The organism is Herbaspirillum sp. GW822-FHT03A08 (assembly GCF_058801885.1).
Genome location: NZ_JBXANR010000002.1, coordinates 518,373 through 543,142 on the forward strand (window position 1 = coordinate 518,373; position 24,770 = coordinate 543,142).

The window sequence follows — 24,770 nt, forward strand, 5'->3', positions numbered from 1 at the left end:
CGATCAGGCCGCCAGGGCCGTCGATCCGTCGTTCTCACGCAACTGGCCGCCCAGTGCATCGATCAGATCGACCAGCATCTTGCTGACTTCACCGGTCATCAGCATGAAGTCGCCGTCAAAGCGTTCGTCATCGTTCTTGTTGGTGACGTCGCTGTCTTCTTTCAAGACATCCAGCGGTGCAATTTTCTTGACGCTCAGGTTTTCCGTCAGCACGAAGGACACGCGGTCGTTCCATGTCAGCGCCAGGCGGGTGCACTGCTTGCCGGATTCGATATGGCGGCGCACGTCGTCCGGTTCCAGCGTGTGGCGCACAAAACGCACTGTCGCCTTGCTGTCGCCGCTGGCGCGCAGTTCCGTATCCTGATCCACGGTGAAGCCGCTCGGCGCTTCATCCGAAGCCAGCCAGTCGGTCATTGAGGACAACGGCGAGCGCACGGTGCGCAGAGTTTCAAGCGGAAATTTCGGAATCGCCTTCAACAGCAATTTCAAGACCTCTTCCGCCTTGCCGGAACTGCCGGCATCGACGATCAGCCAGCCGTTGACCGGATCGATCCAGGTCCATGTGCTGCGTACGATGCTGAAAGCGCGTGGCAGCAATTCGTCCGTGACCTGTTCTTTCAATTCCTTGGTCTGCTTGCGGCCCGGAGGAAAACCTTGTTGTTCTTCCAACTCGGCGGCGCGCGCCTTGGTTACCTGATTGACCACGGTGCTCGGCAGCAGCTTTTTCTCGGTATCCAGCTTCAGCAGAAACTGGCGATTGACGACGTGCACCAGTTGCTCATTGCCGCGCGGCGAAACCCAGCCCTGCGATTGCATTTCCAGGCTGGGGCAGGCGGCAAAAGATTGCGGCGCGAGATAGGATTCGAGCTGTTCGGCGCTGATGGCCCAAGGTGCAGGAAGGCGATAGATCTGAAGGTTCTTAAACCACATAGCGTTCGGGCAAAAGCGTCCATTTTACACGCAGCCGGAATCAAGCCGTCCATTTGGGAATACTTTATCTGCGACGGGGGCGGTGAACGTGGAGGTGGGCGGCATCTTGCTCAAGATCCGCTATTCAAAAGCCTAACTGACCTTGGGATAAGCCGTCATTTTCCGGTGCGCCGCCGCCTTTCGACAATGCGCCCACCCGCACACCCAGCAAGCGCAAGCGCTGCTCCAGAGGCACGCGCCGCAGGCATTCACCGGCCGCCTGGCGTATCGTCGCGCCGTCTGCTGTCGATGCCGGCAGGGTGACGTCGCGCGTGACCGTCGAGAAATCGGCGTAGCGCAACTTGATGCCGATGGTGCGTCCCACGTATCCCTTGCGATGCAGATCGTCGGCCACGCGCATGCATAGCGCGGTGAAGATTTCAGACAACTTCTCGCGGTCCTGGCGGGCATGCAGGTCGCGTTCAAAAGTGGTTTCGCGGCTGATCGATTTCGGTTCCGAACTGGTGGACACCGGACGTTCGTCGATGCCTTGCGCCACATTGCTCAGCCAGGCGGAATAGCTACGGCCGAAATGATCCTGCAGCAGGCCGGCATCAGCTTTGGCCAGATCGCCGACGGTGAGGATGCCCAGCGCGGTCAGTTTTTCCGCCGCCTTGGGTCCGATACCGTTGATCTTGCGTGCTGGCAGGGGCCATATCCGGTTCGGCACATCTTCCATGGTGAGGATGGTCAGGCCGTTGGGTTTTTCCAGATCCGAGCAGATTTTGGCGAGCAACTTGTTGGGCGCGATGCCGATTGAGCACGACAGACCGGTGGCGTTATGCACCGCGTCCTTGATGCGGGTCGCCAACGCACGCGTTTCTTCCTCATGCAGGCTCAGGTCGAGGTAGATTTCATCGATTCCACGATCTTCGATAAGCGGCGCAATCTCTGCAACCGCTTTCTTGAACAGCCGTGAATAATGCCGGTACGAGTCGAAATCCACCGGTAACAGAATCGCATCAGGCGCCAGCTGCGACGCCTTCATCATGCCCATCGCCGAGAACACGCCCAGGGCGCGCGCTTCATACGTCGAGGTCGTGATGACTCCACGGCCGACATAGTCGCGCAGCCTGGCGAACTCGCGCGTGCCGTCTTCGCGCATGACAGGCTGATGCACCGAACGGCCGCCGATGACGACAGCCTGGCCGCGCAACTCCGGATAGCGCAGCAGCTCAACCGATGCGTAGAACGCATCCATGTCGAGGTGCGCGATGCGGCGGGTGGCGGTGTTCATGGAGGAGAGTGAGGGATTGTCAATGCGACTCCGGCAGGCGGCCGGCGCCGATCAATAGTGCGGCGGTCTTTCGTTCTCGATATTGCGCTGCTCGCTTATGCTGTTGGCGGTGTCTTTGATTTGCCGCGCCAGCGTGGTCAGCAGCTTTTCGAGTTCATCGATTTTCTTTTGTTGCTCGTAGACGATCTTGTTGAGCGCATCGACAGTGTCTTCCTGATGCGTCAGTTTCAGCTCGATGTCGACCAGACGTTCTTCGTCGATCATGATGTTTTCTCCTTGTCGGTTGACGGTATGTTCAACCAGCGCAATGCGCCTTGCGCGGCAACGCGGCCGCTGGCGAAGCAGGCGGTCAGCAGATAGCCGCCGGTAGGCGCTTCCCAATCCAGCATCTCGCCGGCGCAGAATACGCCGGGCACGGGATGCAGCATCAGATCGTCATTCATGGCTTCAAATGGTACACCGCCGGCGCTGCTGATGGCTTCGTCGATCGGCCGCGGCGCGCGCAGCCGGACCGGCAGTTCCTTGATGGCGTGCGCCAGCTTGTGCATGTCCTGAAAATCTTCCGCGCTGGCGCATTCGCGCAGCAGCGCTGCTTTCGCACCTTTGAGCTTGAGGCGGCTTTGCAGATGGCTGGATATCGAACGCGCGCCGCGCGGATGCTGCAGCTCGCTCAGCACGCGCGAAGGCATCCAGTCAGGCAACAAGTCCAGATACAGCGTCGCTGGTGCGGAGGGTGCGATGGCGTCGCGCAAGGGCGCCGACAGTGCATAGATCAGGCCGCCTTCAATGCCGGTGTCGGTAATCATGCACTCGCCCTGACGGCGCACCGGCGTACCGTCGTTCAGCATGACGGTCGCCGCGATGGTCTTGAGCGGCTCTCCGGCAGCACGGCTGCGGAAGTGTTCGCTCCAGTCGATGTCAAAACCGCAGTTGGATGGCTGCAATGGCGCCAGATCGACGCCGCGCTCGCGCAGCAGCGCCATCCATGCGCCGTCTGAGCCGAGCCGTGCCCAGCTGCCGCCACCAAGCGCCAGAATGCTTGCCGAAGCGGAAGCTGTGACTTCTCCTTCCGGCGTGATGAAGCGCAGCTTGCCGTCGGCGTCCCAGCCTTGCCAGCGATACCGCATGTGGAAGCGCACGCCGGCTTCGCGCAGTCGATGCAGCCAGGCGCGCAGCAAGGGCGCTGCTTTCATGTCGGCAGGGAAAACACGGCCGGAACTGCCTACGAAGGTATCGATGCCAAGGCCGTGTATCCATGCGCGCAACTGCTCCGGGCCGAAGTCTTGCAGCAGCGCCGCAATTTCACTGCGGCGCGTGCCGTAGCGAGAGAGGAAGCCGCCGATGTCTTCCGAATGCGTAATGTTCATGCCGCCTTTGCCCGCCAGCAAAAACTTGCGCCCGACCGACGGCATGGCGTCGTAAAGATCAACCTGCACGCCATTGAGCGCCAGCACTTCGGCGGCCATCAGGCCGGCCGGACCGCCGCCTACGATAGCTACCGTGACGATGTTTTTCTGATCAATGACGGGATGGGGCACTGTATTTCTTTTCCAGTCTGGCGACCAGCATGGCCAGACAAATGGTCATCGTGAAGTACACCACCGAGATCGTGATGTATGGTTCCCAATAGCGGGAATAGTTGCCGGCGACGGTGCGTGCGGCATAGGCCAGTTCGGCCAGGCCGATGGTCGACACCAGCGAAGAATCCTTCAGCAGGGTAATCGCTTCATTGCCCAGCGGCGGCAGCATGCGGCGGAATGCCTGCGGCAGAATGATGTAGCGCATGCGCAGGCGATAACCCATGCCCAGGCTTGATGCCGCATAGCTTTGGCCGCGATCGATCGACTGGATGCCGGCGCGGAAGATTTCAGAAATGTACGCTGCTGCGTTGAGCGACAAGGCCACGATGCCGGACACGAAAGCGCCGTAATCCTGTTTGATGGTGCGCGCCAGCTCGCCGGAAATCAGCAGGCCGTTGTCCTGATGAATCAGCACCGGCATCACGGCGAAATGGATCAGCAGGATTTGCACGAACAGCGGCGTACCGCGAAAAAAGGCTACATAAAAACCGGCGATCCACTTGGTCACGCGCAACACGTATTTCCACACGCCATGCTGTACATCGGCCAGCCGCAGCATCCCGAGCAACAGGCCCATCACGGTGCCCGCGACGATGCTGATCACGGCGACTTCCAGCGTCATGAAGAAGCCCTTGATGAACAGCGGCGCGTAGCCTTCGATGATGCTCCAGCGGAAATCCATGATGGGGAAAGTGAGTAGTGGACATGAAAAATGCGCAATCCGGCCGGATTACGCATTTGTCTGAATTATACCGCAGCGCCGCTGCCAGCCTCGATTCTCTTGAATGAAGGCTCGCAGCGACGCCGGGTAAAAATTACTTCTTCGCGCCGAAATATTGCGCGCTGATCTTGTCAAACGTGCCATCGGCCTTCAGCTCGGCCATGCCCTTGTTGACCTTGTTCAGCAGCTCGGTATTGCCCTTGCGCACGGCGATGCCGTAGTACTCTTTCGGGAAGCCGGCATCGGAGACGGTGCGCAGCTTGCTGGCCGGATTGTTGGTGATGTAGTTCTTGACCACGGCATCATCGGCCACCACGGCGTCAACGCCACCGGTTTCCAGTTCCTTCAATGCCAGCGGGGTGGAATCGAGGCGCTTGATGTTTGCGCTGTTCTTGCCGAGCAGGTTCTGCACCACTTCGTCACCGGTCGTCGCGCTCTGCACGCCGACCTTCAGCGTCTTCAGGTCGTCGAATTTTTGCACCTTGGTGTTGTTTTCCGCTACGGCGATCAATTGCGACGCTTCGAAATACGGCTCGGAGAAATCAACGGTTTGCTTGCGCTCGTCGGTGATGGTGATGGCCGAGATCAGCAGGTCGCGGTCGCCCTGCGCCAGGAAGTTGAAGAAACCTTCAAACGGTGTCGGCACGAACTTTACTTCGATGCCGATTTTTTGCGCCAATGCCTTCATCACGTCGATGTCGAAGCCGGCCACGTTTTTCTGTTCGTTTTCAGCGGAGAACGGCGCATACGCGGATTCCACACCAACCAGATAGACCTTGGCCGCCGGAGCAGCTGCCGGCGCTTGTGCGACCGGTTCATCTTTTTTGCCGCAAGCAGACAGCGCGGACACCAGCGCCAACACTGGAACGAATTGTTTGAAGAACGTGTTCATGAGCTACCTTGTAAAAATGAAAACAATACGGACTCCGAAGCCGCGCCGGCTAGTGCTTTCAGGGGAATTCGGAAAGGGGAGGATTGTAAACGTTTATCACGCTGCTAAACGCGTTTTGCGGAGAAATGCCGGTAAAACGGCGAGTCTGTGGCCTGAATGTTAAATAATATGCAACAGCGGTATTCCGTCGGCAGGCCAGGCAGGCCCGGCCTCAATCGTTGGACGGCGTCGGCGTGGTGCGCGGCTGTTGCAGCAAAGCCTTGAGATTGGCCAGCCGGTTCTGCGGCGTGATGACTTCGCTCTCCTTGGGCACGGCGTCGCCGACATCGAGGTTCATTTCCTTGATGAAGCGCGACGGATCGCAAGCAGTGTATTCGCGCGCACGCTTGCGGCGCTTGCACCACGTGATTTGCAGGCTGCGCTGGGCGCGCGTGATGCCGACGTACATCAGGCGGCGCTCTTCTTCGATACGCGCGGCAATCGTTTCGGCCGGCGCATCGGCGTCGCCCTTGTGCGGCAGAATGCCTTCTTCCACGCCGATCAGAAACACGTGCGGATACTCCAGTCCCTTGGAGGCGTGCAAGGTCGACATGCGCACCGCATCCTGTTCTTCGTCCTTGCCTTCCAGCATGGACATCAGCGCCACCATCTGGGTCAGTTCCAGCAGATTCTTCTCTTCGCCTTCGCCATCCTTGCCGCCGTTGCCGCGTTCTTTCAGCCAGGTGGTGAAGTCGACCACGTTCTGCCATTTGCTCTGCGCCTGACGCTCATCGAAGGCGTCGTAGACGTAGCCTTCGTAGTTGATGGCTTCCATCATGTCGTCGAGCACCAGCGCCGCGTTCTCGCCGCTGCCGGAAGGACCGGGGCGGCTGGCGCGCGATTCGAGATTGTTGATGAAGTCGCAGAACTGGCGCAGCGGCAGCAATTGCTTGTCGGGCAGCTTGTCTTCCAGCGCGCCTTTGTACACCGCTTCAAACAGCGAGCACTGCCACTGGCCGGCCACTGTGCCGAGGACTTCCAGCGTGGCCTGGCCGATGCCGCGGCGCGGCGTGGTTACGGCGCGGATGAATGCAGGGTCATCGTCCTGATTGGCGATCAGGCGCAGGTAGCTGATGATGTCCTTGATTTCTGCGCGGTCGAAATAACTTTGCCCACCCGACATCACATAGGGGATGCGTTCGCGCCGCAAGGCCTTTTCAAAGATGCGCGCCTGGTGATTGCCGCGATACAGAATCGCATAATCGGAGAATTTCGCGCGCCGCTCGAAGCGATGCGCCGACAGCATGATGGCGACTTGTTCGGCTTCGGCTTCGTCGTCGTCCATCGCCATGACCTTGATCGGATCGCCGAGGCCGTGTTCCGACCACAGCGCCTTTTCAAACAGCTTGGGATTATTGGAAATCACCGAGTTGGCGGCTTGCAGGATGCGCGTGCTGGAACGGTAATTCTGTTCCAGCTTGATCAGATGCAGATTCGGAAAATCGATCTGCAGCGTTTTCAAATTTTCAATTGTCGCGCCGCGCCAGGCGTAGATCGCCTGATCGTCGTCGCCCACGGCGGTGAACATCGGCTTCTTGCCGATGCCGCTGACCAGCAGCTTGACCAGTTCGTACTGGCAAGTGTTGGTGTCCTGATATTCGTCGACCAGCAAGTAGCGCAAGCGGCGCTGCCAGCGGTCGCGCACTTCTTCGTTATTGCGGAACAGTTCCACCGGCAGGCGGATCAGATCGTCGAAGTCGACCGCCTGATAAGCCGACAGCGTGGCGACATAGCTGCGGTAGATGCGCGCAGCCACCGCTTCTTCTTCGTCGACGGCATTCCTGAGAGCAAGATCGGGATCGACCAGGCCGTTTTTCCACAGCGACATCGAGTTCTGGATGCGGCGGATCAGCTGCTTGTCGGTTGTCACCGCCAGATCTTGCACCAGCGAAAAACAATCATCGCTGTCCATGATTGAAAAGCGGTCCTTCAGCCCCAGATTCTTGGCTTCCTGGCGCAGAATCTTCACGCCCAGCGAGTGAAAGGTCGATACCGTCAGATGCTTGGCCTGCTTGGGTTCCTTGAGCAGTTTGGCGATACGCTCCTGCATTTCCAGCGCGGCCTTGTTGGTAAAGGTCAGCGCGGCGATGTGGCGCGATTCGTAGCCGCAGTTCTCGATCAGATGAGCAATTTTTTGCGTGATGACGCGCGTCTTGCCCGAACCGGCGCCGGCCAGCACCAGGCAAGGGCCGTTCATGTACAACACAGCTTCGCTTTGCGGGGCGTTGAGGCCAAATGCGGGGGCAGCAGACATGCGGGGATCGATTCGGTACGGTGGGGATAACGCGCCATTGTAGCAGGCCGGGCCAGCCGGGCCGGGGCCTTCTGTGGGACAATAACGGCGTACAGGAACAGGTCAAAGCATGAAATTCAACCACTTGATTCAAATCAACGATCCGCTCAATCCGCTGATCGACAATCTGACCCGCGAACAGTTGTGGAGCGGTCTCGTCATGCGCGCCGAAGCGCCGCAATTGTTCATGGAGCATCTCGACGAATGCCAGCTGTCCGACAAGACGGACAACTCGGTCAAGCGCATGCTGCGCTACGGCGAACTGCGCATTCACGACATCGTCACCTATGAGCCGTTGCAGCGTGTGCACTATCAGGTGCCGGCGCAGGGAGAAATCCCCAACTCGACGATGAGCATGACCATCGAAGAGCCGGAAGCGGAGGCCTTATTTGTGCGTTTCGAATACGACGATGGCGCGCCTGAAGAGGTTGATACCGAGAAAGCCTTTTACGACCAGTTCCGCCGCTCGGCGTATGAAGAAGCGGATATCGATACCATCCGCATCATTCGGGATCTGATCGTCAAAGGCTCGGTGCACTAGAGGCTGATAACAAGCCCTAGAACAAGCTGGTCACCGCGGCATTGATTGCCGCGCCCCCCACGATCAGCCACGCAAACAGCAATCCACCCAGCAGCAGAGGACGCATGCCGGCGCGGCGCACCGACGACAAGTGCGTCGTCAGGCCCAGCGCCGCCATCGCCATCGCCAGCAGGAAGGTGTCGGCGTCGAGCAAGGCGCCGGTGACGGCGGCCGGGATCGGAAACAGCGAGTGCAGCGCCACCACACCAATGAAGGCAAACGCAAACCAGGGAATGCCGGCCATGCGGGAAGTCTTGTTGCCGCCGGCATGCGCTGCCGGCTTGCCGCGTTGCATGTAAGCCGACAGGATCAGCAGGAAAGGCGCCAGCATCATCACCCGGACCATCTTGGCGATCACCGCAGTGTTGGCGGTGTGATCATCAATCGAACGCGCCGCCGCCACGACTTGCGCCACTTCATGCACGGTCGAACCGATGTAGACGCCGAAGTCGGCATGGCCTTGCAAGAAGTTCAGTCCATGCAGCAACGGGTACAAAAAGATCGCCACCGAGCCGAACACCACCACGGTCGAGACTGCTACGGTCACCTGCTCGCTGCGTGCGCGCAGCACCGGCTCCGTCGCCATCACCGCCGCCGCGCCGCAGATTGAGCTGCCGGCGCCGATCAGCATGACAGCGTTGGGATCCAGCTTGAATACCTTGACGCCGATGAAGTAAGCCAGTGCAAACGTCGACATCAGCATACAGGCGTCGATGACGACGCCGCTGACGCCGACTTGCGAAATGTCCTGAAAAGTCAGGCGCAGGCCGTACAGCACGATGCCCAGGCGCAGCAGGTTTTGTTTGGAAAACGCCACGCCGTTGCCGCAACTGGCCGCGACGCGCGGAAATACGGTGTTGCCGATCAGCATGCCCAGCACAATGGCGACCGTCAGCGCGCTGAAGCCATGCGCCTGCAGCCAGTCGTTCTTGCTGGCCTCGATGGACCCAAACGCCAGCCCGGCGCTCAGCGCCAGACCCGGGATAAAGCGGCCGAGCGGCAATGCGGGAGCGGCGGTAACGGGGATCGGCGAGGTATTCATGATGTGCCTGTCATTCATGGGTGATCGGAATGAGGGCACTTTAACGTGCAGCCATTTAAAAGAAAAACGCGTTATTTTGTTAATATTTACCTGAATAACAGGTTGATTGGTGAGCACGATGAAAATTACCTTGCGGCAATTGCAGATTTTTCTGGCGGTGGCGCAGTCCGGCAGTACGACCGCTGCCGCGGAAGCGGTGGCCTTGTCGCAGTCGGCGGCCAGCGCTGCCCTCAATGAACTGGAAGCGAGTCTCAACGTGCAGTTGTTCGATCGCGTCGGCAAACGGCTGGTGCTGAACGATAACGGCCGGCTGCTGTTGCCCCAGGCGCAGCACATGCTCGATGCCGCGCATACCATCGAACAGCAATTCCTCGCGCCTGACCAGGCCGGCGCCGAATTGCATATCGGCGCCAGCACCACCATCGGCAGCTACATGCTGCCCGAGATGGTCGCCGCCTATCGCCATGATCATCCGCAGTTGCGCGTGCGCGCGCTGGTGGCCAACACGGCGGACATCGTTGCCGCCGTCAGCAACTTCGACGTCGATGCGGCGCTGATCGAAGGACCGTGTCACGCCAGCGACGTGCTGGTCGAACCATGGATGACGGATGAACTGATCGTGGTCGCCTCGCCGACGCATCCACTGGCGGCGCAGGGAAAAAAACTCACGCTGAAAAAACTGAGCGAGGCCGACTGGCTGTTGCGCGAGGCGGGTTCCGGCACGCGCGAAGCGGTCGAGCACGCCTTGCTGCCTTACCTGCATCACCTGCCATCGGCGTGCGAGTTCGGCAATTCGGAAGCGATCAAGCGCGCCACGGCGGAAGGCATGGGCATCAGTTGCCTGTCGCGCGCGGTCGTGAAGGATCTGCTGGAATCGGGACGTCTGATCGAGCTGGCAACGCCGTTGCCGATGCTGCGCCGGCACTTCTATATGGTGCGCAACAAGCATCGCGTGTTGTCGCTGCGGCTGGCGTCCTTGCTGGATTTTTTCCGCACTTGGGCGGCCCGGCACGAGCAGGCTTAATGCATACTCTTAGCGTGCTATTTACGTGACGACGCCGGGAAGCGCACCTTCACCACCAGACCCGGATTCGCTTCCGCATCGCCTGCGCTGTCGGACAGGATAATTTCTCCGCGATGTGCCGAGGCGATGTCGCGCACGATGGACATGCCGAGGCCGGCGCCGTGCGGATTGGCGAGCTGTGCTGATGGTGCGCGATAGAACGGTGCAAACACGCGCTCGCGATCGGCAGCGGGAATGCCGGGGCCGTTGTCTTCCACTTCCAGTACGGCATACAGGTCGTCGCCGATACGCTGTTCAAATACACGCATGCCGATCTTGCCGTGCGCGGGCGTATAGCGGATTGCATTGTCGAGCAGGTTGACCACGAGTTCGTGCAGCAACAGCGGACTGCCGTCAATCAGCACGTCGTGGTCGGTGTCGAAGGACAGGTCGATGTGTTTGGCGACCGCATGCTGCGCCAGTTCGAGTGCAACCTGGCGCGCGGCGCCGGTCAACGAGACCGGCGCGATGCCGCCTTCGGCCGCGCCATGTTCGGCGCGCGCCAGCGTGAGCAGGCGATTGGCCAGATGCACCGTGGAGTCGGTGGTGCCGGCAATGCTTTCGACCAGCTCGCGCAACTCATGCAGGGCGCGCGGATCATTCGGCGCGCGGTCGAATTCGCGCAATGCCAGTTCCGCCTGGGTCTTCAATACGGTGAGCGGGGTACGCAACTGGTGCGAAGCGTCGGCGATGAAGCGCCGCTGTCCGGTGATCAGGGTTTGCAGGCGTTCCATATAGCCGTTCATGGCCAGCACCAGCGGCCGCATTTCCTTGTGCACGCGGTCAGGATCGAAGTCGGACAAATCCGTCGGCGCGCGCGATTCGACGTCGCTGCGCAATTGCATCAGCGGCCGCAGCACGAAGCGCACGGCAAACCACACCAGCAGCGCTGCAACCACCACGAGTACGCCTTGCCGCCACATGGTGTCGAACAGGATCTTGCGCGTCATGCCGCGGCGCGCATCCATGGTCTCGCCGACCTGGATCAATGCAATGCCGCGCATGCTGTCATCGTAGACAGGTTGATAAAGCGCCGCGATGCGCACCGGCTGATCGTGATAATCGGCCTGATAGAAACGCACCAGCGCAGGATAGGCTTCCGAGCGTTTGACGTCGGCCGGCAAGGGCGGCAGGTCGTCGTAGCCGGAGACGAATTCACCCTTTACGCCGGTGACCTTGTAATAAATGCGGCCCAGCGTATCGGTCTCGAAACTGTCGAGCGCCACATACGGTACATCGGCCACGACATGGCCGTTGACGATGGAGACGCGTTCGGCCAGTGCGCGCGTCGACGCCAGCAACGAACGGTCGTAGGCAATGTCGGCGACTTCCAGCGCATTGTAGTAAACCGACACCGCATCGACCGCCACCAGAATCAGCAGCGGCACCAGCAGCCAGCGCATCAGCTGACTGCGCAGACTGCCGAGTCTGGTCAGGGCGAAATGCCGTATCATCCGGCGGCTTGCAGCAGGTAACCGAGGCCGCGCAAGGTAGTGATGGAGACGCGGCCTTCGTCGATGGCGTCGAGTTTCTTGCGCAGCCGGTGGATATAGATTTCGATGGCGTCGACATTGGCGTTGTCGTCCAGCGAGAACACTTCCTGAAACAGTTTTTCCTTCGCCACGGTGCGGCCGACACGTGTGATCAGGGCCTCGAGCACGGCATGCTCGCGCGGTGTCAGCGCCAGCATGGCTCCGCCGTAGGTGAACATGCGCGACACGGTATCAAAACTCAGCGCGCCGCAATTTACGGTGACGGCTTCATTGCCTTGTGCGCGCCGCAGCAGCGCCTTGACGCGCGCTTCCAGCTCCACCAGTTCGAAGGGTTTGGCGAGATAGTCGTCGGCGCCGAGGTTGAGGCCGTTGACGCGGTCGTTGAGTCCGCCGCGCGCCGTCAGGATCAGCACCGGCGTACGGCTGCCGCGTCCGCGCAGGCGCTTGAGGACTTCCAGGCCATCCATCTTGGGCAGCGTCAGATCGAGAATGACCAGCGCGTATTCCTGCGTCAGCAGCAGGCTGTCGGCATCGGCGCCGTTGGCCGCGCATTCGACGGTGAGATGCGCATCCTGCAATGCCTTCGACAGCCAGCGGGAAAGTTCGAGGTGATCTTCAACCAATAGAATGCGCATGATGACAATGAAAAAGATGGTGCAACACAATGAGACAGCGAACCAACGCAAGAATCAAACAAGGAGCAAATCCATGAGTGAATTACCACCGTGCAGCAATGCACAAACACGGATAGCTGCGGATGCTAACAGAAGCCGGGCCTTTGTAATAGCGGGTTTGCGCGGCGCGCACATACGCGCCGGATTCTTTCACGGCACTGAAAGCCGATTGAAAGTTTGGGGAGGTAGCATGCGCCCACATAACCAGATCAATAAAAATAAAAAATCTATATCGGAGACTCTGCATGATCCAGATACGTCTTTGCATGCGTATTTACGCTTGCTCGCTGTGCCACGTTTTCACCGCTTCGTACCAGGCCTGACTGCCGTCATGACTTCGACCATCCGGCATCGGATTTTGCTCGTCTGCGCGTTCTGGCTGTGCGCCTTTTCCGCGCAGGCGACGGAATGCATCGTCCCGGCCAAGCCTGGCGGCGGGATGGACGGCGCGTGCAAGATGATGCGCAAGGTGCTGCCGGCAAAAGACGGTGCGCCGGAGATCAAGATCAGCTATCTGCCCGGAGGTATCGGTGCCGTGGCCTGGGGGTCGGTGGTTTCGCAACGGCGCGGCGGGCCGGATACGCTGGTGACGTTCTCGGGCGGCTCGCTGCTCAATCTGGCGCAGGGCAAGTACGGCAAGGCGGCGGTATCGGATGTGCGCTGGCTGGCCGGCATCGGCGCCGACTACGGCATGATCGCCGTGCGTAGCGACGCGCCTTACAAGAATCTGCGCGAGCTGGTCGATGCCATGGGCAACGACCCCGGCAAGATCACCATCGGCGTCAGCGGTACGGTGGGTAGCCAGGATTGGCTCAAGATCGCGATGATCGCCCGCCGCGCTGATATCGATCCCAAGAATTTCCGCTTCGTTGCGCTGGAAGGCGGAGGCGACTCGTTCACCGCTTTGCAGGCCAATCACGTGCAAGTGATTTCCGGCGATGCATCCGAGGCTGCGGCTTATATCAAGGAAGGCAAGTTCCGCATCCTCGCCGTGCTGTCGGAAGAACGTCTGCCCGGCGTGCTGTCGGGCGTCGCCACCGCGCGCGAGCAGGGCTTCGATGTGGTGTGGCCGATCATTCGCGGTTTTTACATGAGCGCGCACGCGTCGGATGCCGATTATCAGCGCTGGGTCGGCATCTTCGAGCGCGCCATGGCGACCGAAGAATTCAAGCGCCAGCGCGCTGCCGGCGGTCTCTATCCGTTTTCCATGACGGGGCCGCAACTGACTGAATACGTCCGCAAGGTCGTCGAGCAATATCGCAAGCAATCGCAGGAGCTGGGGCTGGTCAGATAGGCGCAAAGAAGCACACTGACCGGGTCCTTCCTGCCCACCATAAAACCTAAAGGAGATTTCGCATGTCCGTTCGTGTGTTCGTGAAGCGCCGCATCACTATTGCTCTGGCCCTGGCTTTGCCGCTGGCTGGTTTGTCCTCGTATGTTCTGGCGCAGGTACCGGCAGGTTATCCGGCCGACTACGCCAAGGTGGTCGACGCGGCGAAGAAAGAAGGCAAAGTGGTGGTCTACAGCACGACCGACTCGAAGGCGGCGGAAGCCCTGATCAAGGATTTCAGCGCGCTGTATCCTGCCGTGAAGGTGGAATACAACGACATGAACTCCACCGAAGTCTATAACCGCTTCATCTCCGAAGCAGCTGCCGGCGGCGCTACTGCAGACGTCATGTGGTCATCGTCGATGGACCTGCAGGTCAAGCTGGCGTCGGAAGGTTACGGCCTGGCCTACAAGTCGCCGGAAGCCGCCGCCATCCCGTCCTGGGCGAACTGGAAAGACACCGCCTACGGCACCACCTTTGAGCCTGCCGCCATCGTCTACAACAAGCGTCTGGTGCCGGAAGCTGAAGTGCCGGCCACGCATGCCGAATTCACCAAACTCCTGACTACCAAACTCGACAAGTACAAGAATAAGGTCACGACCTACGACATCGAAAAATCCGGCGTCGGTTTCAGCCTGATCACACATGACCTGAAACTCAATCCGCAGTTCTGGGATTTCGCCAAAGCGCTGGGCGGCGTGGCGGTGCGCGTGCAGTCGTCGACCGGCACCATGCTGGAGCGCATTTCCTCCGGTGAAAACCTGATCGGCTACAACATCCTCGGCCCTTATGCGCTGACCCGCGCCAAGAAGGACCCCTCCATCGGCATCGCCTTCACCAAGGATTACAACCTGGTGCTGTCGCGCGTGATCTTCGTCAACAAGTCGGCCAAGAACCTCAATGCCGGCAAGCTGTGGCTGGACTACATCCTGTCCAAACGCGGCCAGACCATCATCGCCAATGACGCGCAATTGTTTGCCATCCGCGGCGACGTGACCGGCGCCACCACCTCGGCGGAACTGAACAAGCAACTGGGATCGGCGCTCAAGCCGATGCCGGTCAGCACCGAATTGCTGGAATATCTGGACCAGACCAAGCGTCTGGCTTTCCTGAAGCAATGGAAGGACGCCGCCGGCAAGAAATAAGCCGCCGGACATCGTTCGCAACAAGCAGTCCGGCTGACCGGCCGGGCTGCAGTTTTCAAGACATCGCCGCTCGTCACTCTTCGTTTGGGAAGCCGCTTTTGCGCTCTCCCTGGCCGAAGGCTTGTCCGGATTTCCGGATGCGCAGGGGAGCGGTCGTGTCTATTTCTTAGGTAGCAAGACTTATGCAAACACTTTCAACCACCGATCGCATCGAGCCCGCAGCCAAGCGTTTCCGCATACGCCTGAACTGGCCGCGCGGCGTCGTTGTTGCACTGGCGTCGCTGGCGATCTTCGTGCCGCTGCTGCTGATTTTTTATCAGAGCTTTTTGTCGGCGCCGTTCTTCGCGCCGGTGAAGACGCTGACGCTGGATTCCTATCGTTTCATCTTCGATGATTCGGATTTCCGGCAAGCCTTCGTCAACGGTTTTTACCTGGCATCGGGCCTGGCGCTGATCGCCGTGCCGCTGGGCGGCATGCTGGCGTTCCTGATGGTGCGCACCGACTTGCCGGGACGCGGCTGGATCGCGCCGATGCTGCTGGTGCCGATCTTCGTATCCCCCATGGTGATTGCGTTCGGCTACGTGGTATCGATGGGACCGGTCGGCTTCTATACGGTCTGGGTGCGCAATCTGCTCTCCGCAGTCGGTTTCGAGGGCGATCCGTGGAACGTGTATTCCTTCCCGGCTATCGTCGTCATCGCCGGTTTGACCCACGTGCCGCACGTGTATCTGTATGCATCGGCTGCGCTCAAGAGTCTCGGCTCCGATGTTGAAGAAGCTGCGCGCGTCTCCGGCGCTTCGCCGCTGCAGGTGGCGCTCAACGTCTCGTTGCCGATGATCATGCCGGCGCTGGCGTATTCTGGCGTGCTGGTGTTCTTCCTCGGCTTTGAAGTGTTCGGGCTGGTGCTGGTGCTCGGCGATCCGGAAGGCCATCTGGTATTGGCGACTTATCTCTACAAACTCACCAACAAGCTTGGCACGCCTTCCTATCATCTGATGGCGGCCGTCGCAGTGTGCCTGGTGGCGGTGACCATGCCGCTGGTGATGCTGCAACGCTGGCTGCTGAAGTCGGCCAACAAATATGTCTCGATCAAGGGCAAGGGGGCGCGCCAGAAAGCGCTGCCCTTGGGCAAATGGCGCTGGATCGCTTTCGCACTGATCGCCGGCTGGTTGCTGTTCACCGTGATCGTGCCGCTGTCAGGGATCGCATTGCGCACCTTCGTTTCGCATTGGGGCGATGGCGTGAGGCTGCTCGACGTCCTGACGCTGCAAAACTTCCGTGACGTCTGGGGTCAGCCCTCGCTGGTGCGCGGCATAATCAACACCGTGCTGATCGGCGTGATCGGTGGCGCGGTGGCGGTGGCCTGCTACAGCGCGGTTGCGCTGGCGATGCACCGCAAGAACGACGGTATCACCCGCTTCCTCGACTACAGCGTGCTGGTGCCGCGTGCGGTGCCGGGGCTGCTGGCCGGCTTGTCCTTCCTGTGGGTATTCCTGTTCGTACCGTCGCTGCTGGACAACTTCCTCAAAGGCTTCGACAACGATGTGGCGCGCTGGCTGGTCGAGAATTTCATTCCTCAGTTACGCGAGCTGCGTTCGACCATTTTCTCAGTCTGGCTGGCGTACTCCGTGGTGTGGATGGCTTACGGTCTGCGCCTGATCACCACCGCTTTGCTGCAAGTCGGTCCTGAACTGGAAGAAGCGGCGCGCGCCGTCGGTGCGCAGCGCAGCCAGGTGACGCGCGACGTCACGCTGCCGCTGGTCAAGTACGGCCTGCTCGGCGCCTGGCTGATGGTGTTCCTGATCTTCGAGCGCGAATACTCGACCGGCGTGTACCTGCTGTCGCCGGGTACCGAAGTCATCGGCTCGATGATCGTCTCGATGTGGGCGGCAGGTGCCGTGGAACTGGTGGCTGCGCTGTCTTTCATCAACATCACGCTGGTGGCGATCGGTCTCGGCATTGCACTGCGCTTCGGCATCAAATTGCACGATTAACTTACTCAATATACGAGGATGCGGCGCAATGACGTCAGCCGCAGCCTGCAATCAAAGGAATCATCATGTCAGAACTTACCGTCAACGACCTGCACCTCGACTACGGCAGCGGCGCCGGCGCCAATCCGATTCTCAAGGGCGTCTCCATGCAATTGCAGCGCGGCGAAGTGGTCGCGTTGCTCGGCCCTTCCGGCAGCGGCAAGACCACGCTGCTGCGCGCCGTAGCCGGATTGGAATCGCCCAAGGCAGGCACCATCGACATCGCCGACCGCCGTGTCTTCGACGGTTCGCGCAAGCTGGAAATCCCGGCAGAAGAACGCAATCTCGGCCTGGTGTTTCAGTCGTATGCCCTGTGGCCGCACAAGACCGTATTCGATAACGTCGCTTACGGTCTCAAGCTGCGCAAGATGGGCGGCAGCGAAATCGCCGAGCGTGTGAAAACCGTGTTGTCGCAACTCGGCCTCGGCCATCTGGGCGAGCGTTTCCCGCACCAACTCTCCGGCGGCCAGCAGCAGCGCGTCGCCATTGCGCGTGCGCTGGTCTACAACCCGCAGGTGATTCTGCTCGATGAGCCGCTGTCCAATCTCGACGCCAAGCTGCGCGAAGAAGCGCGCGCCTTCCTGCGCGAACTGATTGTGCGCCTCGGCCTTTCGGCGCTGATGGTGACGCATGACCAGGGCGAAGCGATGGCGATTTCGGACCGCATCCTGTTGCTCAACAACGGCAAGATCGAACAGCAAGGCACGCCGCAAAGCATGTACCAGACACCGGACACCCTGTTCACCGCCGAATTCATGGGCAGCAACAACCGCCTGCCCGGCAAGGTGCTGCAGCGCGACGGCCAGCGCGTCACCTTGCAGGTCGAAGGCGGCACCGTGCTGGCCACGGCGCGCGGCGGCAACACCGGCAACGATGCCACCGGAATCATCCGTCTCGAACAAGTGCGTATCGCCGATCATCAGACCGACAACGCCATTCGTCTGCCGCTATCGACCTGCATGTATCTGGGCGATCGCTGGGAGTGCCTGTTCAAAGCCAAAAGCGCGGACAGCACAACGGTCGGCTTGCGCGCCTACGCGCCGCACAAGCTGGAACAAGGCGAGTACTGGCTGAGCCTGCCGGAGCAAGCGCTCTGGGCATTCTGATTTGACGCACGGGCGGGACGGCCGCCTGCCTGCGCATCAAAGCATTGCAATACCACCATAAGAACGATTTTTATCTAGGAGAAAAAGAGTGCAGAAGAAATTATTGACAGCAGCAATCTTGTCAGCCGTCAGCGGCATGGCGGCGGCGCAGAGCAACGTGACCGTCTACGGCCTGATCGATACCGGCATCGAGTATCTGAACCACGCCGGCACCAACGGCGGCAGTGTCACGCGCATGAGCTCGGGGGCGATGAACACTTCGCGTATCGGCTTTCGCGGTACCGAAGATCTGGGCGGCGGACTGAAGGCGGTCTTCCAGCTGGAAAACGGCTTCAAGCTCGACAACGGCGCCTTCGACGGCGATGCCAACCAGCTGTTCAACCGTCAGTCCAACGTCGGCCTGGAAGGCAGCTTCGGTCGCGTTGTCGCCGGGCGTTCGTTCAGCACCACGTATGACTTCATCCTGCCGTTCGATCCAATGGGTTATTCGGCGCAGTATTCGTGGGTGACATCGGCCGGCGCTACCGGCGGCCGCAAGGACGGCATGCCGACTGGTGTATCGAACATGATCAAGTACCAGGGTGATTTCGGCGGTTTCAAGATCGGTGCGATGTACGGTTTCGGGGAAGTCGCCGGCAGCGTCAACGACACGGCGAAGTACGGCGTTGGCGTTGCGTACGGCAACGGTCCTTTCTCGCTGGCGACAACCTATGATCGCGTCAACGGCACGGCGGCAGTTGCCGGCGGCGCTTACGACAAAACCACGACGGTGCATCTGGCTGCCGGCTATCAGGTTATCGAGCCGCTGAAGTTCAGCCTCGGCTATCGTTACTTCAAAAAGACGCTGGCGACCGGTGCAGCTGATCTGCGCAGCGATTTCTACTGGGGTGGGGCGACGTACAAGTTCACACCGGCATGGAGCCTGATCGGCACTATCTACTATCAGAACCAGAAGAATCTGGCGACCGATGCCGATCCGATCATGTATTCGCTGCGTCTGAAATATGCCTTGTCCAAGCGCACCGATCTGTACGCCAGCGGCGCCTATGCCAAGGCAAAGAACAATCAGCTGGTCGGCCTGTCGCGTGATGACGTTGGGTTTGGCAACAGCCAGACCGGGGTGACACTGGGCATGCAACACCGGTTCTGATCGTAGAAGCCGCTAAAAATGAAGCTGGCGTTGTTGCACCGGTTTGCCTAGCCAGATTCATTTTGTAGCGATTTCTACCGGTTGTGACAATGATAAAAAAGCGAGGCTTCGGCCTCGCTTTTTTATGGACTACTGAAAAGTTGATTCAGTCTTGCGGCTCGATTGGTTCAAACACGCCGGCGACGCGGTTCTTCTGCACCTGATCCCAGGGAAAGACGCGGCCGTTCATCGCCACATAGACGCCGTGCGTCAATACCTGCGCGACGCCGCAGGCGAAACCGAAATTGAATTGCGCATCCGATCCCTGAATCGCATAAGGGATCATGGCGCCGGTCAGCACGATGGTCTTGGCCAGTTGCGCCGCGCCCAATACGCGTGCAGTGTCTTGCATCGTATCGGTGCCGTGAATGATGACGATGGCGTTTTCTTCGGAGCGGTCGCAGGATGCCAGCACGCGGCGGCGGTCGATGTCCTGCATGTCGAGCGAGTCGAGCAGGGGCAATTCTTCCAGTGTCGCGGGGACCGTCAGGCGCGCACGCGCGATCACGGCCGGCAGGTGGCTGTTGGCGAAGCCGAGCTGGCCGGCGATTTCGTCGTAGTGTTTGTCGAAGGTGCCGCCGGTGGCGATGATGCGTAAAGTCATGATGGTGACGAATCAGGAAAACGAGTCTTTGCCATCATACCCCACATCTCGCTATCGGCAGCACTCAGCGGACTCAGGCTGCCATGAGCTGCAGCGCCAAGCCGGCATTTTCAGCGGCCTGCTCCGCCGCCTCCGGCGGCATCGGGATCTGACCATCGATCAGCAGCGCAAACAGGCGTTCGACGTCGATCGCCTGGATCAGCAGCTGGCCGTTGTTGGCCTTGATGACTTGCGTTACCAGCATCGATGCGCCTTGCATCGCGAATGGCGTGTGGATGATCTGGCCGGGATTGAATTGCGGCACGGCATGCAATTCGTCGACCAGCAGGCCGATGGTGTGTTCACCCTCGCGCACGATCATGACCTGGCTGCTGCCGCTGACGGCTGAACGCGTGCCGCGCATCATCTGGCCGAGGTCGAAGACCCAGATGAATTCCTTGCGCTTATTGTCTGCTCCGTCGTGCTGCAGGCCGAGTACGCCGATCTGTTCCACGCGCGTACCCATCGATGTCGGCAGTACGGCGCTGTAGGGGACTGCTTCCACGACATGCGCCGCCGAGATGGCGAACAGGTTATTGTCGCTGAAGAAGGTTGCGTATTCGCTGCCGTCGGTAATGGTCGGATCGGTTTCCAGCAGGAACTGGCGGCTGTCGGTTTGCGATCCTGCGCCTTGCACCGCACCGAAGGATTCGAACACCACTGCGATGATGTCTTCCTGATAGCCGTCGCTGACCTTGAATTCGCGATAGCCGCTGGATACCGAGCAGGCCACGATAGCGTACTCATTGTCGTGCACGGTGACTTGCGAAGCGCGCCCGCCGTTGGCGATGGCCAGCAGCGCCGGATCGATGTCGAGTACGTCGCCCACTGCACGTGTTTCGTCCGTGGTCGAGATGATGCGCGCATTGCGGTCGATGTAGAAAGCGGTCATCTTCTTCTTGCCGGTGATGCCGCTGGCCAGCATGTTGGAAAACTCCGGCGTCGAGTCGAACACGATGCCGATGCCGCCGACCACGATGGCTTCGTTATCGAGATCACGGATCGCCGCATGATAAATGTAAGTGTCCTTGCCGTCATACAGCGGCGTCGACGCAAACTGGCTGACGTGATACTGCTGTTGCGTGCGCAGCGAGAGGACGTGGTTGAGGCTGTCTTCATCGACGTGTGTACCGATCATGGCGGCAGCATTGTCGCCGGTGCTGGCAACGATGCGGCCGTGGCGGTCGTAGACGAAGATGCGCGTATACACGGTGTAAAGACCGTTGATGTAGGAGAGGATAGTGGTCATCTTCTCCACCGTTGCCTGATCTTGCTCCGGCTGCGCCAGCGCGGTGCGCAGTTCCGGCGTCAGCGCCCACCAGCGGCAGTCGTCGGAGCGCTCGTACAGATTGCGGTCGAGCAGGTCGACCAGCAGGCTGGTGGTGAATTCGGCGTCGCGCATGCCGGACACCAGCACGGTCTGGTAGAGGTCGTGGATAGATTGTGCGAACAACTCGTTGCTGCGGTTGCCGGTCTCGCTGATCTGATCGAGGATGGTCTTGAGCTTGAGCATTTCGCCGCGCTGACCGGCGGTCATGACCTGGCCGTTCCAGACGATGCGCTGGATGGTCTTGGCGGCGGTCATGATGTCGAATAGCGGCGGGCAGAAGGATTCCGCATGCGACAGCAAGCCTTCGGCGATGTCGGTTGGCAGTTTGGTCAGTGCATCGCTGATGACGCCGCTGAATGCAACCTCCACCGGAATCATCACCTGGCCTTGCCAGCCGTCCGGCCCCGGATAACCCTGGTAACCATCGGAAGACACCGTGCGCACCAGATACTCGCGGCCGCAAAACAGCATCAGCGAAGCATTGCCGTCGCGGTTGACCGGTACTTCGGTGCCGACCGGAACCCACAGCTTGTCGGCGCTGGCGATGACGCGATTATCGGCGTCGAGCAGCAGCATGTTGGAGCGCGATTCTGCATCGCGATGCGAAGAGAAAATGCCGGCCATCTCTTCTTCGAAATGGAAGCACAGACAGAGGATGCCGACTACCGCACCAGTTTGGGGATGCTGCATGCGGCGCGAATAAATCAGCGCGCGCTCCTTGCCGGGACGCAGGTCGCTGAAGCGGAAGGTCTCGACATAGGTATCCGAGTTGAGCGTCTCGCTGATAAGCGCGTCGGCGCTGTGTTCCAGCGGTGTCGCCGGATCGATCTGCACGAGTACATTACCCTCGGTATCGAGCAGCATGATCTCGTCGTAGACGGTGTACTTGTTGCGATACTCGCGCAGGCGATAGCGAATCGCGTCGGTGTTGTCGGTGATGCCGGCGACGAAATTGCACAATTCGCGATCAGTGGCGAGGAAGCCGACGTCGGCGGTGCGCTCGAACAGATTGCGGACCACGATGTCGATCACGTATTGCGCTTTGGTGCCGATCTCTGTGAGCACGTTGCGGACTTTTTCCTGGACCAGGCTGACCACCAACTCGCGTTCAAGCCGGCTGAAGCCGGTGCGGGTTGCCGCCATGGTCGGCAGGATGGTCTTGGCTTCGCTGGGGCAATTCATTTTGGCCGAGGCTTCAATCACGCGCCACATCAGATTCAATTCCTGCAGCGACTGTTCGCATTTCGTTACATCGCGCATGTACGGCAGAAAAGTCTCGGTTTGAATCGCTACGTGTTCACTCATGTTGTCCCTTTATTGAAGAAGTCCGCAAGAACCTATCCGCACCGCGCTTATGTTTAATGGTGAATCTTCTGAGTTAATGGCGGCGCTCAGTTGTTATTACGCAAATTGCGTGCCACGCATTTTATTGGCAAAACAATATTCATGTTGTCTACAAGATGGTCCGCAAAACCGCATGCAGACTGGCTTTCGTAAATTTCCATGTGGAAACTGCAAAGACGTTTTGCGAATGAATTCTTCACGTGCGGTTGAATTTCATTAAACGATAAGCACCTAAGTCAACCTGGCGTCACACAGCAGTCATGCCGTCGTCAGTCAGATTTTTTATAGTTGGATAAAATCGAGGGGATATGAAACCGATCGCTCCCGGCACCGTCATCTTTCATCGTCATCGCGGCTATGGCGTCATCGTCTCCGTCAATTTATTGACGGGGTGGATTTCTGCGCGCTTCGGCAGCGAGGTGCGTACGCTCGATCTCAATCTGTCGTCGGATGAAGTGCAGCACGCGGATGGCACGCCGATCCTGTTTCGCCGCGCGCCCCCGGACCGCATGCCGCACGCGCGGCTGATGGCGATGGTGCGTGAACTGCATGCGGCCGGGTACCAGCGTCTGTATCTATATAGCTGGCCCAAGCCTTCCGGTCTGCATTGGCGCTGGCATTTGTTCGCCGGTCCGCGGCATTGGAATGAACGCCCGTGGCGCGAAGGCTGGTATGGATCCGGAGCCGATTACAACTTCAATCCGATTTTTGGCTGGGGCGATGTGCCGGGTGCGAGCGCGCAGGATCTGGCGAGCGCACTGGCGCAATTCGATCCGCACGGGCTGGCGCAGGCGCTGGGAAGAGATGAAGATCACACCGACTGGTTTGCGTCAGTGTGCAACGCCTTGTTGCCTGACTATGCATTCAGTCTGGGCTGGGATCACACGGGGCAGATGCCGGAACATCTGCCCGTGATTGCGGTGCGTCGCGGTGTCGCACCGTATGCCGGACCGCCGCTGCCGTGGCCTCCCGGCTGGGCGCACTTATGGAAAGTGTCGCACGCGCCTCATCTGGCGTATGCGCCGCCGAGGCCTGTTCGCATTAAGCCAACGCCTCAGGATTGAGGACATTTTTCGGCGTGCCGTTGGCGAAGTCGACGATGTTCTGGAACGCCGCGCGGAAGTACAACTCGTAGCCGTCTTTTTCCACATAGCCGAGATGCGGTGTGGCGACTACGTTGTCCATGCGCAGCAGCGGTGAATCTTGCGGCAGCGGTTCAGTTTCGAAAACATCGAGTCCGGCGAAACCGGGACGGCCTTGTTGCAGCGCTGCTTCCAGCGCGCCCCCGGCCACCAGTTCAGCGCGGCTGGTGTTGATGAAGGTTGCCGTCGGCTTCATCTGCGCCAGGTCTGCTGCGGTCACGATGCCGCGCGTGGCATCGTTGAGGCGCAGATGCACCGACACGAAATCCGACGTCGCAAAAAATTCTTCCTTGCTCTCTGCCGCGGTATAGCCGTCTTGCTGTGCCTGCGCGCGGCTGGCGTCGCGGCCCCACACCACCACTTTCATGCCAAAGGCTTTGCCGTAGCCTGCCACCGTGCGGCCGATTTTTCCGTAGCCCCAGATGCCGAGCGTACGGCCTTTGAGTGCGACGCCGAGAGGATTGTGTTCCGGCACGGCGGAAACTTGCTGCCAGATGCCGGCTTTGAGATTGGCGGTGTATTGCGGTACGCGACGCGCGGCTGCCATGAGCAGCGCCCAGGTCAGCTCCGACGGCGCAGTCGGATCACCGACACCTTCGACGATAGCGATGCGCTGAGCGGTAGCTGCGGCAACATCGACATGGCCGCTGACCTTGCCGGTTTGCGAGATCAGTTTCAGCGCCGGCAATTTTTCCAGCAGCGCCTTGTTGAAGGCCGTGCGTTCACGAATCAGCACCACCGCATCGAACGGTGTCAGGCGCGCGACCAGTTGCCCGGCGCCGCGCACGCTGTTGGTAAATACTTTGACATCATGTCCGTCCAGCATCTTGAAACAGTCGAGCTGACGGACGCTGTCCTGGTAGTCGTCGAGAATGGCGATCTTCATGTGGTCTCCGGAGGGCGGTCGCTATTGAGTAAAGCCACA

Annotated in this window: 21 protein-coding genes; 8 read left to right on the forward strand and 13 right to left on the reverse strand. The window is 59.9% G+C overall.

What is annotated here, in order from left to right; translation table 11 throughout:
- Positions 1-3: 3 nt before the first annotated feature.
- The 7 genes from AC1RN6_RS07400 to AC1RN6_RS07430 all read right to left on the reverse strand — a co-directional run bounded on the left by AC1RN6_RS07400 (position 4) and on the right by AC1RN6_RS07430 (position 7,692).
- Complete coding sequence (locus tag AC1RN6_RS07400) at positions 4-930, reverse strand: recombination-associated protein RdgC (protein ID WP_493004242.1); 927 nt, start codon at positions 928-930, stop codon at positions 4-6.
- 124 nt (positions 931-1,054) lie between these two features.
- Positions 1,055-2,206: a DNA polymerase IV gene (gene dinB / locus AC1RN6_RS07405; RefSeq protein WP_493004244.1), complete on the reverse strand. Its 1,152-nt coding sequence runs from the start codon at positions 2,204-2,206 to the stop codon at positions 1,055-1,057.
- Positions 2,207-2,257: 51 nt separating this feature from the next.
- Entirely contained in the window at positions 2,258-2,470 is a 213-nt protein-coding gene (locus tag AC1RN6_RS07410; RefSeq protein ID WP_493004245.1) for a SlyX family protein, read from the reverse strand.
- Positions 2,467-3,744 (reverse strand): TIGR03862 family flavoprotein, encoded by a 1,278-nt coding sequence (locus AC1RN6_RS07415; protein WP_493004246.1) that lies wholly within the window; start codon positions 3,742-3,744, stop codon positions 2,467-2,469. The genes AC1RN6_RS07410 and AC1RN6_RS07415 overlap by 4 nt, the downstream gene beginning before the upstream one ends.
- Positions 3,725-4,468: an amino acid ABC transporter permease gene (locus AC1RN6_RS07420; protein WP_493004248.1), complete on the reverse strand. Its 744-nt coding sequence runs from the start codon at positions 4,466-4,468 to the stop codon at positions 3,725-3,727. Before AC1RN6_RS07420 ends, AC1RN6_RS07415 begins: the two co-directional genes overlap by 20 nt.
- A 133-nt stretch (positions 4,469-4,601) precedes the next feature.
- Complete coding sequence (locus AC1RN6_RS07425; protein WP_493004249.1) at positions 4,602-5,399, reverse strand: basic amino acid ABC transporter substrate-binding protein; 798 nt, start codon at positions 5,397-5,399, stop codon at positions 4,602-4,604.
- Between the two features lie 211 nt (positions 5,400-5,610).
- Complete coding sequence (locus tag AC1RN6_RS07430) at positions 5,611-7,692, reverse strand: UvrD-helicase domain-containing protein (RefSeq protein ID WP_493004251.1); 2,082 nt, start codon at positions 7,690-7,692, stop codon at positions 5,611-5,613.
- Between the two features lie 109 nt (positions 7,693-7,801).
- Between AC1RN6_RS07430 and AC1RN6_RS07435 the strand changes: the two genes are divergently transcribed.
- Positions 7,802-8,272: an SRPBCC family protein gene (locus AC1RN6_RS07435; RefSeq protein ID WP_493004253.1), complete on the forward strand. Its 471-nt coding sequence runs from the start codon at positions 7,802-7,804 to the stop codon at positions 8,270-8,272.
- Between the two features lie 16 nt (positions 8,273-8,288).
- On the opposite strand, the gene AC1RN6_RS07440 is transcribed toward AC1RN6_RS07435, so the two are convergent.
- The gene (locus AC1RN6_RS07440; protein ID WP_493004255.1) at positions 8,289-9,353 is read right to left on the reverse strand and encodes a YeiH family protein; all 1,065 of its coding nucleotides are present in this window, start codon (positions 9,351-9,353) and stop codon (positions 8,289-8,291) included.
- A 118-nt stretch (positions 9,354-9,471) separates the two neighbouring features.
- Between AC1RN6_RS07440 and AC1RN6_RS07445 the strand changes: the two genes are divergently transcribed.
- Complete coding sequence (locus AC1RN6_RS07445) at positions 9,472-10,377, forward strand: LysR family transcriptional regulator (protein WP_493004739.1); 906 nt, start codon at positions 9,472-9,474, stop codon at positions 10,375-10,377.
- A gap of 17 nt (positions 10,378-10,394) precedes the next feature.
- Here the strand turns inward: AC1RN6_RS07445 and AC1RN6_RS07450 are convergent, their stop codons facing one another.
- Together AC1RN6_RS07450 and AC1RN6_RS07455 are read right to left on the reverse strand one after the other, a co-directional pair.
- Complete coding sequence (locus AC1RN6_RS07450; protein ID WP_493004257.1) at positions 10,395-11,870, reverse strand: sensor histidine kinase; 1,476 nt, start codon at positions 11,868-11,870, stop codon at positions 10,395-10,397.
- The gene (locus AC1RN6_RS07455) at positions 11,867-12,544 is read right to left on the reverse strand and encodes a response regulator (RefSeq protein ID WP_493004258.1); all 678 of its coding nucleotides are present in this window, start codon (positions 12,542-12,544) and stop codon (positions 11,867-11,869) included. The genes AC1RN6_RS07450 and AC1RN6_RS07455 overlap by 4 nt, the downstream gene beginning before the upstream one ends.
- Before the next feature lie 370 nt (positions 12,545-12,914).
- Between AC1RN6_RS07455 and AC1RN6_RS07460 the strand changes: the two genes are divergently transcribed.
- The 5 genes from AC1RN6_RS07460 (at position 12,915) to AC1RN6_RS07480 (ending at position 19,347) form a co-directional block, all read left to right on the forward strand.
- Positions 12,915-13,877, forward strand: coding sequence for a Bug family tripartite tricarboxylate transporter substrate binding protein (locus AC1RN6_RS07460; RefSeq protein WP_493004259.1), 963 nt, complete (start codon positions 12,915-12,917; stop codon positions 13,875-13,877).
- A 74-nt stretch (positions 13,878-13,951) separates the two neighbouring features.
- Positions 13,952-15,058 carry an ABC transporter substrate-binding protein gene (locus tag AC1RN6_RS07465; RefSeq protein ID WP_493004741.1) on the forward strand — a complete coding sequence of 369 codons (1,107 nt, stop codon included), beginning with the start codon at positions 13,952-13,954 and terminating at the stop codon, positions 15,056-15,058.
- 182 nt (positions 15,059-15,240) lie between these two features.
- Complete coding sequence (locus AC1RN6_RS07470) at positions 15,241-17,052, forward strand: ABC transporter permease (RefSeq protein ID WP_493004260.1); 1,812 nt, start codon at positions 15,241-15,243, stop codon at positions 17,050-17,052.
- A 65-nt stretch (positions 17,053-17,117) separates the two neighbouring features.
- On the forward strand, positions 17,118-18,197 hold the full coding sequence (locus tag AC1RN6_RS07475; RefSeq protein WP_493004261.1) for an ABC transporter ATP-binding protein: 1,080 nt from the start codon (positions 17,118-17,120) through the stop codon (positions 18,195-18,197).
- 88 nt (positions 18,198-18,285) lie between these two features.
- Positions 18,286-19,347, forward strand: a complete 1,062-nt coding sequence (locus AC1RN6_RS07480; protein WP_493004262.1) for a porin — start codon at positions 18,286-18,288, stop codon at positions 19,345-19,347.
- Between the two features lie 145 nt (positions 19,348-19,492).
- On the opposite strand, the gene AC1RN6_RS07485 is transcribed toward AC1RN6_RS07480, so the two are convergent.
- Positions 19,493-19,990, reverse strand: a complete 498-nt coding sequence (locus AC1RN6_RS07485; RefSeq protein WP_094562375.1) for an asparaginase domain-containing protein — start codon at positions 19,988-19,990, stop codon at positions 19,493-19,495.
- 73 nt (positions 19,991-20,063) lie between these two features.
- Positions 20,064-22,664: a chemotaxis protein CheW gene (locus tag AC1RN6_RS07490; RefSeq protein WP_493004265.1), complete on the reverse strand. Its 2,601-nt coding sequence runs from the start codon at positions 22,662-22,664 to the stop codon at positions 20,064-20,066.
- 347 nt (positions 22,665-23,011) lie between these two features.
- Between AC1RN6_RS07490 and AC1RN6_RS07495 the strand changes: the two genes are divergently transcribed.
- Entirely contained in the window at positions 23,012-23,767 is a 756-nt protein-coding gene (locus AC1RN6_RS07495) for an L-asparaginase (protein ID WP_493004266.1), read from the forward strand.
- Here AC1RN6_RS07495 and AC1RN6_RS07500 read toward each other — a convergent pair.
- Positions 23,745-24,731 carry a D-2-hydroxyacid dehydrogenase family protein gene (locus AC1RN6_RS07500; RefSeq protein WP_493004267.1) on the reverse strand — a complete coding sequence of 329 codons (987 nt, stop codon included), beginning with the start codon at positions 24,729-24,731 and terminating at the stop codon, positions 23,745-23,747. The genes AC1RN6_RS07495 and AC1RN6_RS07500 overlap by 23 nt on opposite strands.
- Positions 24,732-24,770 lie beyond the last annotated feature (39 nt).